9 protein-coding genes and 1 riboswitch are annotated in these 14,451 nt (G+C 72.3%); of the genes, 3 read left to right on the top strand and 6 right to left on the bottom strand.

The window, feature by feature from the left end:
- Nucleotides 1-37: 37 nt before the first annotated feature.
- Nucleotides 38-2,884 carry a bifunctional acetate--CoA ligase family protein/GNAT family N-acetyltransferase gene (locus tag ACWDYJ_RS02750; protein WP_451563641.1) on the bottom strand — a complete coding sequence of 949 codons (2,847 nt, stop codon included), beginning with the start codon at nucleotides 2,882-2,884 and terminating at the stop codon, nucleotides 38-40.
- A gap of 210 nt (nucleotides 2,885-3,094) precedes the next feature.
- On the opposite strand from ACWDYJ_RS02750, the gene ACWDYJ_RS02745 reads away from it, so the two are divergent.
- On the top strand, nucleotides 3,095-3,376 hold the full coding sequence (locus ACWDYJ_RS02745) for an HPr family phosphocarrier protein (RefSeq protein WP_451563640.1): 282 nt from the start codon (nucleotides 3,095-3,097) through the stop codon (nucleotides 3,374-3,376).
- Between the two features lie 242 nt (nucleotides 3,377-3,618).
- Here the strand turns inward: ACWDYJ_RS02745 and ACWDYJ_RS02740 are convergent, their stop codons facing one another.
- From ACWDYJ_RS02740 to ACWDYJ_RS02725, 4 genes are all read right to left on the bottom strand, one after another.
- Nucleotides 3,619-4,284, bottom strand: coding sequence for a GntR family transcriptional regulator (locus ACWDYJ_RS02740; RefSeq protein WP_451563639.1), 666 nt, complete (start codon nucleotides 4,282-4,284; stop codon nucleotides 3,619-3,621).
- Nucleotides 4,285-4,483: 199 nt separating this feature from the next.
- Nucleotides 4,484-5,302, bottom strand: coding sequence for a M23 family metallopeptidase (locus ACWDYJ_RS02735; protein WP_451563638.1), 819 nt, complete (start codon nucleotides 5,300-5,302; stop codon nucleotides 4,484-4,486).
- A 12-nt stretch (nucleotides 5,303-5,314) separates the two neighbouring features.
- Nucleotides 5,315-5,474: riboswitch (cyclic di-AMP (ydaO/yuaA leader) on the bottom strand.
- Nucleotides 5,475-5,689: 215 nt separating this feature from the next.
- A complete protein-coding gene (locus tag ACWDYJ_RS02730; RefSeq protein WP_451563745.1) occupies nucleotides 5,690-7,057 on the bottom strand; it encodes a M16 family metallopeptidase in 1,368 nt (455 codons plus the stop codon).
- A 20-nt stretch (nucleotides 7,058-7,077) separates the two neighbouring features.
- Entirely contained in the window at nucleotides 7,078-8,430 is a 1,353-nt protein-coding gene (locus ACWDYJ_RS02725; protein ID WP_451563637.1) for a M16 family metallopeptidase, read from the bottom strand.
- Between the two features lie 212 nt (nucleotides 8,431-8,642).
- Between ACWDYJ_RS02725 and ACWDYJ_RS02720 the strand changes: the two genes are divergently transcribed.
- Together ACWDYJ_RS02720 and ACWDYJ_RS02715 are read left to right on the top strand one after the other, a co-directional pair.
- Nucleotides 8,643-11,096, top strand: coding sequence for a DNA gyrase/topoisomerase IV subunit A (locus tag ACWDYJ_RS02720; protein WP_451563636.1), 2,454 nt, complete (start codon nucleotides 8,643-8,645; stop codon nucleotides 11,094-11,096).
- Between the two features lie 115 nt (nucleotides 11,097-11,211).
- On the top strand, nucleotides 11,212-13,308 hold the full coding sequence (locus ACWDYJ_RS02715; RefSeq protein WP_451563635.1) for a restriction endonuclease: 2,097 nt from the start codon (nucleotides 11,212-11,214) through the stop codon (nucleotides 13,306-13,308).
- Here ACWDYJ_RS02715 and ACWDYJ_RS02710 read toward each other — a convergent pair.
- Nucleotides 13,305-14,405: a CobW family GTP-binding protein gene (locus tag ACWDYJ_RS02710; RefSeq protein WP_451563634.1), complete on the bottom strand. Its 1,101-nt coding sequence runs from the start codon at nucleotides 14,403-14,405 to the stop codon at nucleotides 13,305-13,307. The two genes, ACWDYJ_RS02715 and ACWDYJ_RS02710, sit on opposite strands and share 4 nt — an antisense overlap.
- Between the last annotated feature and the right edge of the window lie 46 nt (nucleotides 14,406-14,451).

Raw genomic sequence — 14,451 nt, 5'->3', positions numbered from 1 at the left:
CTAAGGCCCTTACGGGGTGCCCCTACCTGCTCTGCGCTCAGTAGCTGGGCAGTGTGCGCGGGCCGAGGTCGGTGCGGGCCGGCGGGTGGGCGATGCGGACGGTGGCGCTGAGCACGGAGAGGCCCTCTGTGGCGACCACCACCGGCTCCAGGCAGACGCCGACCACCTCGGGGTGGTCGTCGACCAGCCGGGACAGGCGCAGCAGCAGCTCCTCCAGCGCCGGGGTGTCGACGGGGTCGCTGCCGCGCCAGCCGAAGAGGAGGGGCGCGGTGCGGATGGACCTGACCAGGGCGGCGACGTCGCGGTCGGTCGCGGGGACCAGGCGGTGGGCGGTGTCGCCGAGCAGCTCGGAGGCGACTCCGGCGAGGCCGAAGGACAGGACGGTTCCGGCGGCGGGGTCGATGACGCAGCGGACGACCGTGTCCACGCCGCGGGGCACCATGGCCTGGACCACGGGGAGCAGCTCGGCCGGCTTGCCGAGGGCCTCGGTGAGCTCCTCGTACGAGCGCCGCAGCTCGGCCTCGCCGGTCAGGTCGAGGCGTACGCCGCCCAGGTCGGCGCGGTGGCGCAGGTGCGGGGCGGTGGTCTTGAGGGCGACGGGGTACCCGAGGACGCGGGCGGCGCGGGCGGCGGCGTCGGGGCTGGGGGCGGGGAGGGTGGGCAGCACCCGGATCCCGTAGCGGCCCAGGAGCTCGCGGGCGTCCTGGTCGTCCAGGCTGAGGACGGATTCGTCGGCGACGCCCGAGAGCAGCCCGGCGAGCTGGGCGGCGGCGCCGGACTCGTCGATGTCCTCGTACTCGGGGACCTGTCCGACCTCGGCGTTGGCCCGGCGCCACTGGCCGTACCGGACGGCTTCGGCGACGGCCTTCACGGCGCGCTCGGCGGCGGGGTAGGCGGGGATCCGGCCCGGGACGCCGGGGGCGGGCGCCGGAACGGGGACGGCCGGGACGGAAGGGACAGGCGGAGCGGACGGGGCAGGCCGGGCAGGAGCGGGCGGAGCGGCAGGCGCGCCAGCGACAGCGACAGCGGCCGGGGGCGCGGGCGCGGGCGCCGTGGCCCGTGCGGCGGACAGGGCCTCCACCAGCTCGCCGAGCTCCACGTGCACCACCGCCACCGGCTTGCCCGGCACCTCGGCCGCGGCCTCCCGCAGGGCGTCGGCCAGGTCGTCGGCCAGGGCCTGCTCGCTCACCGAGGGGATCGCCGTCACGATCACCGCGTCGTTGTCCGGCGAGGCGAGCGCCGCGGACAGGGCCGCGCGGAAGTCCTCCGGCGAGGCCGCGGTCGTCAGGTCCAGCGGCGGCAGCGGGCGCAGCCCCTCCGTCAGGCAGGCGTCGTAGCTGAGTACGCCGAGGGACTCGGAGTTGCCGAGGATCGCCACCCTGGGCCCGGCCGGCAGCGGCTGCCCGGCGAGCAGCAGGCCGACGTCGACCAGCTCGGTGACGGTGTCGACCCGGATCACTCCCGCCTGCCGCAGCAGTTCGGAGACGGCGGCGTCGGGGAGTCGGGTCCCGGGGACGACGTGCCCGGCGGGGGTGTGGCGGCCGCCTCGGGCGACGACCACGGGCTTGACGGCGGCCGTCCGGCGGGCGAGCCGGGTGAACTTGCGCGGGTTGCCGAGGGTTTCGAGGTACATGAGGGCCACATCGGTGGCTTCGTCGTCGTACCAGTACTGGAGGATGTCGTTGCCGGAGACGTCCGCCCGGTTCCCGGCCGACACGAAGGACGACAGTCCCTCGCCGCGCCGCAGCAGCCCCGACAGCAGGGCGATGCCGATGGCGCCGGACTGGGTGAACAGGCCGATCCGACCGCGGGCGGTCGCGGGGGCCGGGGCCAGGGAGGCGTTCAGTTCCACTTCCGGGGCGGTGTTGATCACCCCGAAGGCGTTGGGGCCGATCAGCCTCATCCCGTACGAGCGCACCTGCCGCACCAGTTCGCGCTGGCGCTCCAGTCCGGCCGGGCCGCTCTCGCCGTATCCGGCCGACAGGACGACCAGCCCCTGCACCCCGTGTTCTCCGCAGGCGGCGACCGCGTCGGGGACCCGGTCGGCGGGGACCGCGACGACGGCGAGGTCGACCGGGGCTCCGATGTCGCCGAGGGCGCGGTAGGCGCGTACGCCGTCCAGCAGGTCGGCGGAGGAGGCCTCGTTGACGGCGTAGAGGTGCCCGTGGAAGCCGCCGTCGCGCAGGTTGCGCAGCGCGGCGGCGCCCACGCCCGCGCCGGAGCGGCTGACGCCGATCACCGCGACCGAGCCGGGGGCGAGCAGCCGCTGGACGGATCGGGCCTCGGCGCGCTGTTCGCGGGCGCGCTGCACGGCGAGGGATTCGGCGGTGGGTTCGAGGTCGAGGGTGAGGTGGACGGAGCCGTCCTCGAAGCTGCGCTTCTGCTGGTAGCCGACGTCCGTGAACACCTTGATCATCTTGGTGTTGGCGGGGAGCACCTCGGCGGCGAACCGGCGGATGCCCCGCTCCCGGGCCACGGCGCCGATGTGTTCGAGGAGCGCGGAGGCGACCCCGCGGCCCTGGTGGGCGTCCTGGACGAGGAAGGCGACCTCCGCCTCGTCGGCCGGGCCGGAGGCGGGCCGGCCGTCGGGGCCGATGCGGTCGAAGCGGACGGTGCCGATGAACTCGCCGCCGATGGTCGCGGCGAGGCCGACGCGGTCGACGTAGTCATGGTGCGTGAAGCGGTGCACGTCACGGTCGGAGAGGCGCGGGTACGGCGCGAAGAAACGGTAGTACTTCGACTCGTCGGAGACCTGCTCGTAGAAGCTGACCAGCCGCCCGGCGTCCTCCGTGGTGATGGGGCGGATACGGGCGGTGCCGCCGTCGCGCAGCACGACGTCCGCTTCCCAGTGGGCCGGGTACGAGGGGTCCGACGCGGTGGTCATGGGGCCACCCTAAGGGGCGGGGCGACCGGGCGGGCGGGCCGGGCTCACGGGCCCCGCACCGCGCGCGCGGCGGATGAGGCACCCCGGGGCAAACCAGTGCAAGCTGGGGAGGGTCGAGCGGCGGTGGATTCGGGTCTGAGATCGGTCCCGGCATTCCGGGTGTCGTGAGAGACTGGTCTAGACAACCGTAAGAACCTGAAGGGCATCACCATGGCAGAGCGCCGCGTCAACGTCGGCTGGGCCGAGGGCCTGCACGCTCGTCCCGCCTCGATCTTCGTCCGCGCGACGACCGCTTCCGGCGTCCCGGTGACCATCGCGAAGGCGGGCGGCGACCCCGTCAACGCCGCCTCCATGCTGGCGGTCCTGGGCCTGGGCGCCCAGGGCGGCGAGGAGATCGTTCTCGCTTCCGAGGCCGAGGGTGCGGACACCGCGCTGGACCGCCTCGCGAAGCTGGTCGCCGAGGGCCTCGAGGAGCTCCCGGAGACCGTCTGACCCTTCGGGTCCGCTTGCGCGCGGCGAAGCCGCGGTCCCCGCCACCCCCGGGACCGCGGCTTCGCTGTTTTCCCGACGCCTGGGATCCGTCCGGAATTGCGCGAAATGGAAATGCCCGCGTACGTTGAACAGCGAACAGCGAACAGAGGCCGGCAGGCGCCGCACGAATTCCGGGCACCTTCATATCCGCCCTTTTCGGCCACTGACGACGCAGCGCCACTCTTTTATATAGCGGGCTTTTGTTAATGCGGACCGCTCGCCATGTTTACGGCAGGTTGCGAAGTCCTCACGCGCGGCCGGTGCGCCCGCGCCGCCCGCTCCGCGTGCGTCACGGTCAGGGCCCTGGCCCGTTCCGCGTCCCCGCGCGCCACCGCGTCCACGATCGCCCCGTGCTCCGTCCAGGAGTCCACGGGCCGGGCCGGCGCCTCCACCTCGTACATCCACGCGATCTTGTGCCGGGTCTGGGTCAGCAGGGCGATCAGCCCCGGGCTGCCGGACGCCTGGGCGAGCGTCTCGTGGAACCAGCCTCCGAGGTCCCGCAGGTCCTCCCCCTTCCCCCTGCGCGCCCGCTCCTGACCCAGTCTGACCAGCCCGCGCAGCACTTTCAGGTGGCCCTCGCTGCGCCGCCCGGCGGCCCGGGAGGCGGCCAGCGGCTCCAGCAGCAACCGCAGCTCCAGCAGGTCCGCGGCCTCCTGCTCGGTCGGCTCGGCGACGCAGGCGCCCGCATGGCGGCGCGTGGTGACGAACCCTTCGGACTCCAGGGTGCGCAGCGCCTCGCGGACGGGGACGCGCGAGACGCCGTAGCGACGGGCGAGCACCTCCTCGGTCAGCCGGCCGCCCGGCCCGAAGAACCCGGAGACGATATCGTCGCGGATCGCTGTGCATACCGCGTGCGCAGGAATACGCAAGACCGGACCTCCGCTTGATTTCGATTCCCGGCGCCATCGCCGGGATCGTCCGTGCTGCGACTCTATTGCAACACAGGATAATTTCCGATGACGGCGGGAAATCCGAAACATTTCATACGCGCCATGCGCGGCCGGAAAACGAAGAAGACCCCGACTCGGAAGCCGGGGCCTTCAGCGTGGAAGTGCTGTGCGCTGTGCGTCAGACGTTGACGCCGTGCGAGCGCAGGTACGCGATCGGGTCGATGTCCGAGCCGTACTGCGAGCCCGTGCGGGCCTCGAAGTGCAGGTGCACGCCGCTGGAGTTGCCCGTGGAGCCCGCCAGGCCGATCTGCTGGCCCGGGGCGACCTGCTGGCCGGCGGAGACGCTGAGGGAGGACATGTGCCCGTACTGGGTGTACGTACCGTCGTTGTGCTTGATGACGACGTTGTTGCCGTACGCGCCACCCCAGCCGGCCTCGACGACCGTACCGGCGCCGACGGCGCGGATCGAGGTGCCGAGGGAGGCGTGGAAGTCGATGCCCGTGTGGCTGCCGGAGGACCACATGCCGCCGCCCGCGCCGTACGAGGTGCTGACGTAGGAGCCCGCGATCGGGGAGACGAAGGTGTTCAGGCGCTTGCGCGCCTCCTCGCGAGCCGCGCGCTCGGCGGCCTCACGGGCCTCGCGCTCGGACTTCTGCTTGGCCTCGGCCATCCGCTTGGCTTCCGCGGCCCGCTGCTTCGCGTCGGCCTCGGCCTGCGCCTGGGCGGCGACGGCGTCGGCGGCGAGCTGCTGGGACTCGGCCTGTGCCTTGATCTCGCCCTGGAGTCCGTCGGCCACGACGATCGCGTTCTGGCCGGTGTCCTCCATGGAGGGGGCGCCGGCGTCCGCGGCGAATGCCGGGGCGGCCAGGGTGCCGACCACGCCCGTGGTGGCGAGGGCGGCTATACCGGCGTAGCCGGCGGTCTTGCGGCTCAGACGGCTCGAACCACGGTGCTTGTTGACGGGCTTGTCACCGGCAACACGACTGCCAAACGCCATGAAGGGGTTGATCCTTTCCTTCCCTCTCGCCTACCGGGTTAGCTGACGGGTTCGGAGCAGGAAGGTCTCCTACGGGCCTCCTCTTGCGAGGCGGTCCGATTCACCCCAGGGACGCATGTGGGTCCCCGGCTCCCCAGGCTCGCGCCTGACGGGGACTCGGCGATCGCTGTCCGGTGCCGCGGGTGCGGCGGGCACACTGACGAACAGCACGGCCGACGCTAGGCGGATCATCAGCCAATCGCCAAACAGACGCGCCTTTTTGTTGCGTACGCCACACCGCATACAAGCAACCACACCACTAAACGGGCAAAAGGGGCTCCGGCGGATCATCCGCCAGAGCCCCTCAAGAAACAGCCAGTTGCCGGTCGGTTCCCGGTCAGCCGCCGCTCAGTTGCCGACGACGCTCACGGCGCCGATCCCGAGGGCCCGCACGGGCTCCTCGATCTGCGCCGCGTCGCCGACCAGGATCGTGACCAGCCGGTCCACGGGGAAGGCGTTCACGACCGCCGAAGTCGCCTCCGCCGTACCCGTTTCGGCCAGCCGCGCGTACAACTGCGCCTGGTAGTCGTCCGGCAGCTCCTGCTCGACCTGGTCGGCCAGAGTGCCGGCCACGGAGGCCGCCGTCTCGAACTTCAGCGGGGCCACGCCCACCAAGTTCTGCACCGCCACGTCCCGTTCGGCGTCGGTCAGGCCGCCCTCGGCGAGGGTGCGCAGCACCTTCCAGAGGTCGTCCAGCGCCGGACCGGTGTGGGGGGTGTCCACCGAGCCGCTGATGGCGAGCATCGAGGCGCCCTTGCCGTCGGCGGTGGAGCGCAGCACCTGGCCGAAGGCGCGCACGCCGTACGTGTACCCCTTCTCCTCGCGCAGCACCTTGTCCAGGCGGGAGGTGAGGGTGCCGCCGAGGCAGTACGTGCCGAGCACCTGGGGAGCCCACACGATGTCGTGGCGGTCCGCCCCGATCCGGCCGATGAGCAGCTGCGTCTGGACCGCGCCGGGCCGGTCCACGATGATCACGCGCGCCGTGTCGTCGGCCGTCACCGGCGGGACCGGGAGGGGTTCGGCGGTGCCGCCGGTCCAGGTGCCCAGGCTGTCCGCCAGCACCGCGTCCAGGTCGATGCCGGTCAGGTCGCCGACGATCACCGCGGTGGCGGTGGAGGGGCGTACGTGGGCCTCGTAGAAGGCGCGTACGGCCCCGGCGTCGATCCGGGCGACCGTCTCCTCGGTGCCCTGGCGCGGCCGCGACATCCTCAGCGTGGCCGGGAAGAGTTCCTTGGAGAGCTCCTTGGCGGCGCGGCGCTGCGGGTTGGCCAGCTCGTGCGGGATCTCGTCGAGCCGGTTGCGCACCAGCCGGTCGACCTCGCTGTCGGCGAAGGCGGGAGCGCGCAGCGCCTCGGCGAGCAGGCCCAGCGCCTTCTGCAGGCGCGAGGCCGGGACCTCCAGGGAGACCCGCAGGCCCGGGTGGTCGGCGTGTGCGTCGAGCGTGGCGCCGCAGCGCTCCAGCTCGGCGGAGAACTCCTCGGCGGAGTGCTTGTCGGTGCCCTCCGACAGCGCGCGGGCCATGATCGTGGCCACGCCGTCGAGGCCCTGGGGCTCGGCGTCCAGCGGGGCGGCGAGGTTGACCTCGACCGCCACCACCTGCTGGCCGGGGCGGTGGCAGCGCAGCACGGTCAGGCCGTTGGCGAGCGTGCCGCGCTCGGGGGCCGGGAAGGCCCAGGGCTTGGCCTCGCCGGCCTGCGGCCGCGGGTGGAAGGTCATCGTGACGGCTGCGGTGTCGCTCACTGCTCCGCCCCCTCGTTCTCGTCGGTCTCGTCGGTCTCGTCGGCGTCACCGTCGGCCAGCGGCTCGTAGACCAGCACCGCGCGGTTGTCGGGGCGCAGTCGGGCCGCGGCCACGGCCTGCACCTCCTCGGCGGTGATGTCGAGGAGACGCTGGACGGCGCTCAGCGCCAGCTGCGGGTCGCCGAACAGCACCGCGAAGCGGCACAGTTCGTCCGCGCGGCCGGCGACCGTGCTCAGCCGGTCCAGCCATTCGCGCTCCAGCTGCGCCTGGGCGCGCTCCATCTCCTCGGCCGTGGGGCCTTCGGCGGCGAACCGCGCGAGCTCCTCGTCCACGGCGGCCTCGATGGCGGGTACCTCGACACCGCTGGAGGTCTTGACGTCGAGCCAGCCGAGCGAGGGCGCTCCGGCCAGGCGCAGCATGCCGAATCCGGCGGCCACGGCGGTCTGGTCGCGGCGTACCAGCCGGTTGTGCAGGCGGGAGGACTCGCCACCGCCGAGCACGGTCAGCGCCACGTCGGCGGCGTCGCACTCGCGGGTGCCGTCGTGCGGGAGGCGGTAGGCCGCCATCAGCGCACGGGCCGGGACCTCCTCGACGATCTCCTCGCGGAGCTGCTCGCCCATGACCTCGGGGAGCGAGCCCTCGCGCGGCGGCTGCTTGCCGTCGTGCGCCGGGATGCTGCCGAAGTACTTCTCGACCCAGGCGAGCGCCTGCTCGGGGTCGATGTCGCCGACGACCGCCAGCACGGCGTTGTTGGGCGCGTAGTACGTACGGAAGAAGTTGCGCGCGTCCTCGAGGGACGCGGCGTCCAGGTCGGCCATCGAGCCGATCGGGGTGTGGTGGTACGGGTGGCCCTCGGGGTAGGCGAGGGCGGTCAGCTTCTCGAAGGCGGTGCCGTACGGGACGTTGTCGTAGCGCTGTCGGCGCTCGTTCTTGACGACGTCGCGCTGGTTCTCCATGGACTCGTCGTCCAGGGCGGCCAGCAGCGAGCCCATGCGGTCCGCCTCCAGCCACAGGGCGAGTTCCAGCTGGTGGGCCGGCATCGTCTCGAAGTAGTTGGTGCGCTCGAAACTGGTCGTGCCGTTGAGGGAGCCGCCGGCTCCCTGGACGAGCTCGAAGTGTCCGTTGCCCGGTACGCTCGCCGAGCCCTGGAACATCAGGTGCTCGAAGAGGTGAGCCAGGCCGGTCCGCCCCTTGACTTCATGGCGGGAGCCGACGTCGTACCAGAGGCAGACGGCGGCGACCGGGGTGAGGTGGTCCTCGGACAGCACCACGCGCAGGCCGTTGGCCAGCCGGTGCTCGGTCGCTGTCAGGCCGCCGGAGCCGGCCTGAGCTGTGGCCGTGTGACCCATGGGCATGTGGTCCCTTCGATCGCGATGCAGAGATTTCTGTCAGACCTGCCACTGTATGCAAGCGCGCCGGACGCCGTAGAAGTTCCCGGTCCGGACCTGGGTCGGAGTCGGCGTTGTCGGCGCCTCGGGCCACAATGGTCCGCGTCAACCCCCGTCAGAGACCCCGTACACCCCGAGTACACCCCGATTCTTGGTTAAGGAGCCGCGCAGCGATGGCCCGCCGCAGCACGAAGACCCCGCCGCCGGAGGATTTCGAGGAGAAGATCCTCGACATCGACGTCGTCGACGAAATGCAGGGCTCCTTCCTCGAGTACGCGTACTCGGTGATCTACTCCCGCGCCCTGCCGGACGCCCGCGACGGCCTGAAGCCGGTGCACCGGCGCATCGTCTACCAGATGAACGAGATGGGCCTGCGCCCCGACCGCGGCTATGTGAAGTGCGCCCGCGTCGTCGGCGAGGTCATGGGCAAGCTGCACCCGCACGGTGACGCGTCGATCTACGACGCCCTCGTGCGCATGGCGCAGCCCTTCTCGATGCGGCTGCCGCTGGTCGACGGCCACGGCAACTTCGGTTCGCTCGGCAACGACGACCCGCCGGCCGCCATGCGTTACACAGAGTGCCGGATGGCCGACGCCACGTCGCTGATGACGGAGTCGATCGACGAGGACACCGTCGACTTCACCGCCAACTACGACGGCCAGGAGCGCGAGCCGGTCGCCCTGCCCGCGGCCTACCCGAACCTGCTGGTCAACGGCGCCTCCGGGATCGCGGTCGGCATGGCCACCAACATGGCCCCGCACAACCTGGGCGAGGTCATCGCGGCCGCCCGCCACCTGATCCGCTACCCGCAGGCGGACCTGGAGGCGCTGATGCGCTTCGTGCCGGGCCCCGACCTGCCCACCGGCGGGCGGATCGTGGGCCTCTCCGGGATCAAGGACGCCTACGAGAACGGTCGAGGCACCTTCAAGATCCGCGCGACGGTGGCGGTGGAGGACGTGACGCCCCGCCGCAAGGGTCTGGTCGTCACCGAACTGCCCTTCGCGGTGGGCCCCGAGAAGGTCATCGCGAAGATCAAGGACCTGGTCGGTTCGAAGAAGCTCCAGGGCATCGCCGACGTCAAGGACCTCACCGACCGCTCGCACGGGCTGCGCCTGGTCATCGAGATCAAGAACGGCTTCCACCCGGAGGCCGTGCTGGAGCAGCTCTACAAGCTGACGCCGATGGAGGAGTCCTTCGGCATCAACAACGTCGCGCTGGTCGACGGGCAGCCGCTGACGCTGGGCCTCAAGGAGCTGCTGGAGGTCTACCTGGACCACCGCTTCGAGGTCGTGCGCCGCCGCAGCGAGTTCCGCCGCACCAAGCGGCGCGACCGGCTGCACCTGGTCGAGGGCCTGCTGGTGGCCCTGATCGACATCGACGAGGTCATCCGCCTCATCCGGTCCAGCGACAACTCGGCGCAGGCCAAGGAACGGCTGATCGAGTACTTCTCGCTCAGCGAGATCCAGACCCAGTACATCCTGGACACGCCGCTGCGCCGGCTGACCCGTTTCGACCGGATCGAGCTGGAGACCGAGCGCGACCGGCTGACCGGCGAGATCGACGAGCTGACCGGGATCCTGGATTCGGACAACGAGCTGCGCAAGCTGGTCTCGGCGGAACTGGCCGTGGTGGCGAAGAAGTTCGGCACGGAGCGGCGTACGGTCCTGCTGGAGTCGGCGGGCACGACGGTCTCGGCCGTACCGCTGGAGGTCGCGGACGACCCGTGCCACGTCCTGCTCTCCTCGACCGGCCTGCTGGCCCGCACCGTGACCGGTGCGCCGCTGCCCGAGGCCGACGGCAAGCGCGCCAAGCACGACCTGATCGTCTCGCGGGTCCTGGCGACCGCGCGGGCCGAGGTCGGCGTCGTCACCTCCACGGGCCGCCTGCTGCGGCTGTCCGTGATCGACCTGCCGCAGCTGCCGGACACGGCGGCGGCGCCGACCCTCGCGGGCGGCGCTCCGGTCAGCGAGTTCATCTCCGCGCTGGAGCCGGACGAGAAGGTGATCTGCCTGACCTCGCTGGACGAGTCCTCGCAGGGCCTGGCGCTCGGCACCGAGCAGGGCGTGGTCAAGCGGGTCGTGCCGGACTACCCGGCCAACAAGGACGAGCTGGAGGTCATCACCCTCAAGGAGGGTGACCGGATCGTCGGCGCGGTCGAGCTGCGCACGGGCGAGGAGGACCTGGTCTTCATCACCGACGACGCCCAGCTGCTGCGCTACCCGGCGGGCCAGGTACGCCCGCAGGGCCGCCCGGCGGGCGGTATGGCGGGCGTCAAGCTCGCCGAGAACGCCAAGGTGATCCACTTCTCGGCCGTCGACCCGGCCCGGGACGCCATGGTGTTCACGGTGGCGGGCTCGCACGGGACGCTGGACGACTCGGTGATCTCCGGGAAGCTGACCCCCTTCGACCAGTACCCGCGCAAGGGCCGGGCCACCGGCGGCGTGCGCTGCCAGCGGTTCCTCAAGGGCGAGGACGTGCTCGTACTGGCCTGGGCCGGCGGCAGTCCCGTCCGCGCGGCCGCGGCGAACGGCGCTCCGGCCGAGCTGCCGCCCGTGGATCCGCGGCGGGACGGCTCGGGCACCGCGCTGCCCGCGACGGTCGCGGCGCTGGCGGGGGCCGCTCTGTAGGACGTACGGCGTGCGGGGTGTGCGGTCCTTGGGCCGTACACCCCGGATGCCGGTCGGATACCCCCTAGTGTTTCCCCGTCGGTGCGGGTGTGTGGCGGGGTGGGGGTAAGAGCTGATGAGTCGTCGGCCGGGTGGATTGATCGGGGACTGGGCGCAGACCCAGCGTCTGGCGCAGCAGAGGCAGCTGGTGCAGCAGCGGGAGGCCGAGCGCCGGCAGCGGGCGTACGAGCGGGACGTGGCCCGGGGCCAACGGGAGCAGCAGGCCGCCTACAAGCAGCGCCGCGAGGCCGAGGCCCGGCGGCGGACCGAACGGATCGACGCCGAGGTCGCCGCCCTGCAGGGCCTGTTGGCCACGGGCTGTCGGGCGCCGGCGTTCCGGACGGCCACGCTGATCCGGCCCGAGCAGCTGGAACCGTTCGATCCGGGGACCCTGGCCCATCCCGTTGCGATGCCGCACCTCCAGCAGTTCCAGCAGCAGAGCAGCGGCTGGACGCTCGGCTCCGGCCGGCGGGCCCAGGCGGAGCGGGAGGCGCACGCCCGTTACACCCAGGCCTGGCAGGCCGCCCACGCCGCGGAGGGACAGCGCCAGCAGCAACTGGCGGCGTACCGGCAGCAGTACGACCGGTGGGCGGCCGAGCAGCTCGCCGGGATCCGTGCGCACAACAGCGGGCTGACCGCACTGGCCGCGGCCCTGCGCGCGGGCGATCCCGAGGCGTCCGTCGAGTACTTCTCGGCTGCGCTGTACTCCTCCGCGGCCTGGCCGCAGGGGCTGCCGAGGCAGGTGTCCGCCGCCTACGACCCGGGGGCCCGCCAGCTGGTGCTGGACTGGGAGCTTCCCGGGTACGCCGTGGTTCCGGAGGCCAAGTCCGTCCGGTACGTGCCGAGTACGGACCAGGACAAGGAGACGGCCCGCCCCGCCACGCAGCGGCGGTCGCTGTACCGGGACCTGCTCGCGCAGTGCGTGCTGCTGGTGGTGCGGGAGCTGTACGCGGCGGACGAGTTCGGTGTGCTGGACTCGGTCGTGGTCAACGGCTTCGTGGACGACCACGATCCGGTGACGGGGCGGCAGGCGCAGATCGTGCTGGCCACGGTGTCGGCGGAGCGGTCCGCTTTCGAGGGCCTGCGTCTGGAGCAGGTCAGCGCGGTGGACTGCCTGATCGACGGACTCCGCGGGCAGCTGTCGGCGCGGCCTGACCAACTGACCGCCGTACGCCCCGGCCGCACGCCCGGCGATGTCGGCGGAGTGGTCACCCACGGCGGCGAGCACGGAAGCGGCGAGGACGAGCCCGACCTCTTCGCGATGGATCCGATCGCGTTCGAGAACCTGGTGGCGGAACTGTTCCGGGCGATGGGCATGGAGGCGGTGACCACGCAGCGGTCGGGCGACGGCGGCGTGGACGTCGAGGCGCTGGACCCGGCGCCGATCCGGGGCGGGCGGATCGTCGTGCAGGTCAAGCGCTACCGCAACACCGTGCCGCCGACGGCGGTACGGGACCTGTACGGCACGGTCCAGGACGCGGGGGCGAACAAGGGGGTGCTGGTCACCACCTCGTCCTTCGGACCCGGGTCGTACACCTTTGCCAACGGCAAGCCGCTGGAATTGGTTCCCGGGGTCGAACTCGTCGCGCTGCTGCACCAGTACGGGCTACGGGGACGGCTGGGCGGCGGCCCGGCCTCCGCCGCCGTCCCGGCACAGCGGACGCCCGAGCCCGAACCCGAGTCGCCCGCCGACCACAACGTGCTCGGCATGTACTGGTCGGGCTCCGTCGCGCTCGACGTGTGCGCGCTGGTGTGCGCCGGCAACCGGGTGCTGAGCGAGGACCACTTCGTCTTCTTCAACAATCCGCGCACCCCGGACGGCTCGGTCCGCGCCCACGCGCACGCGGCGCCCGACAAGGCCGCGCTGGAGGTCACCTTCGACGGCCTGCCGCAGCAGGCCGACCGGCTGGTCCTGGTGGCCGCGATCGACCCGGAGGTCAATCCGCACGCCGACCTGGCCGGCTTCACCGACGCCCGGATCCGGCTCCTCGACGCGGCAGGCGCGGAGGCCGGGCAACTGGAGGTCTCCGACGGCCGGGCCGGTGAGACCGCGCTGGTGCTGGGTTCCTTCCGGCGCCGGGAGAACGGCGACTGGGACTTCGTGATCGGCGGCAAGGGCTACCGGGGCGGGCTGGAGGACCTGCTGCGGGAGTTCGGCATCGAGGTCGCCTAGGCGGGATCGGGATCGGGGTCGGGGTCGGGGTCGAGTTCCGCTTCGGCCGTGGCTTCGGGGGCGGGCTGGGGAACGTACCGCAGGACGCCCCACATGCTCTCGGGGCGCGCCTTCCGAGGAGCCGTTTCACGGCAGGCCTCCAGGTCGCGCAGCAGCGCGGGGCCGTCGATGCCGGAGCCGATCAGGACCAGCTGGGTCCGGCGGGGCTCGCCCCGCCCCCAGGGGCCGGGGCCGAAGCGCAGGAAGCGGCCTACCGCGTGGATCTCGTAGCGCTCCTCGTGGCCGGGTACGCCGAACCAGACGAAGCCCTTGATCCGGTAGAGCCCGGCCGGGCGGCGGTCGAGGAAGTCGATGAACCGGCGCGGGGACAGGGCCTGGTCCGAGGCGAACTCGACGCTCTCGTACGCCGCGTGAGCGTGGGAGGAGTGGTCGTGACCGTCGGCCTGCGCGAGGAGGTCCTCGAAGGAGAGCTGTCCGCGGGTCTCGGTCCAGGGGCGGCGGTCGAAGAGCAGTTCCGGGTCGATCCGCCCGTGGTCGGCGCCGACGACCGGGGTGCCCGGGGCGCACAGCGCGGTGAGCTGCGCCCGGATCCGGGCCCGCTCGGCGGGATCCACCCGGTCGGTCTTGTTCAGCACGACCAGGTCCGCGACGGCCAGGTGCCGGTCGGTCTCCGGGTGCCTGGCCCGCGTCGCGTCGAACTCGGCGGCGTCCACGACCTGCACCATGCCCCCGTACCGGACGTCCGGATTCTCGCCGGCCATCAGCATCCGGATCATCTCCTGGGGCTCGGCCAGCCCGCTCGCCTCGATGACGATCACATCGATCCGGTGGGCGGGGGCGGAGAGCTTCTCCAGGTACGCGTCCAGCTCACTGCCGTCGACCGCGCAGCAGATGCAGCCGCCGCCGAGCGAGACCATCGAGTCGCCGACCTGGCCGGCCACCGCCATCGCGTCGATCTCGATGGATCCGAAGTCGTTGACGACGACTCCGATGCGGGTGCCTCCGCGGTGGGCGAGGAGATGGTTGAGCACGGTCGTCTTGCCGGATCCGAGGAATCCGGCGAGGACGACGACGGGGATGGGCTGCCTGCTGTTCACCCGGCCGATCGTAGCCAGGCGGGCCATGAGGCGGGCGGTGAGGCGG

It is taken from the genome of Streptomyces sp. NPDC003042 (genome assembly GCF_053591315.1).
Note: the sequence above shows the minus strand (reverse complement) of the source record. Positions and strands in the feature narration are given on the sequence as shown.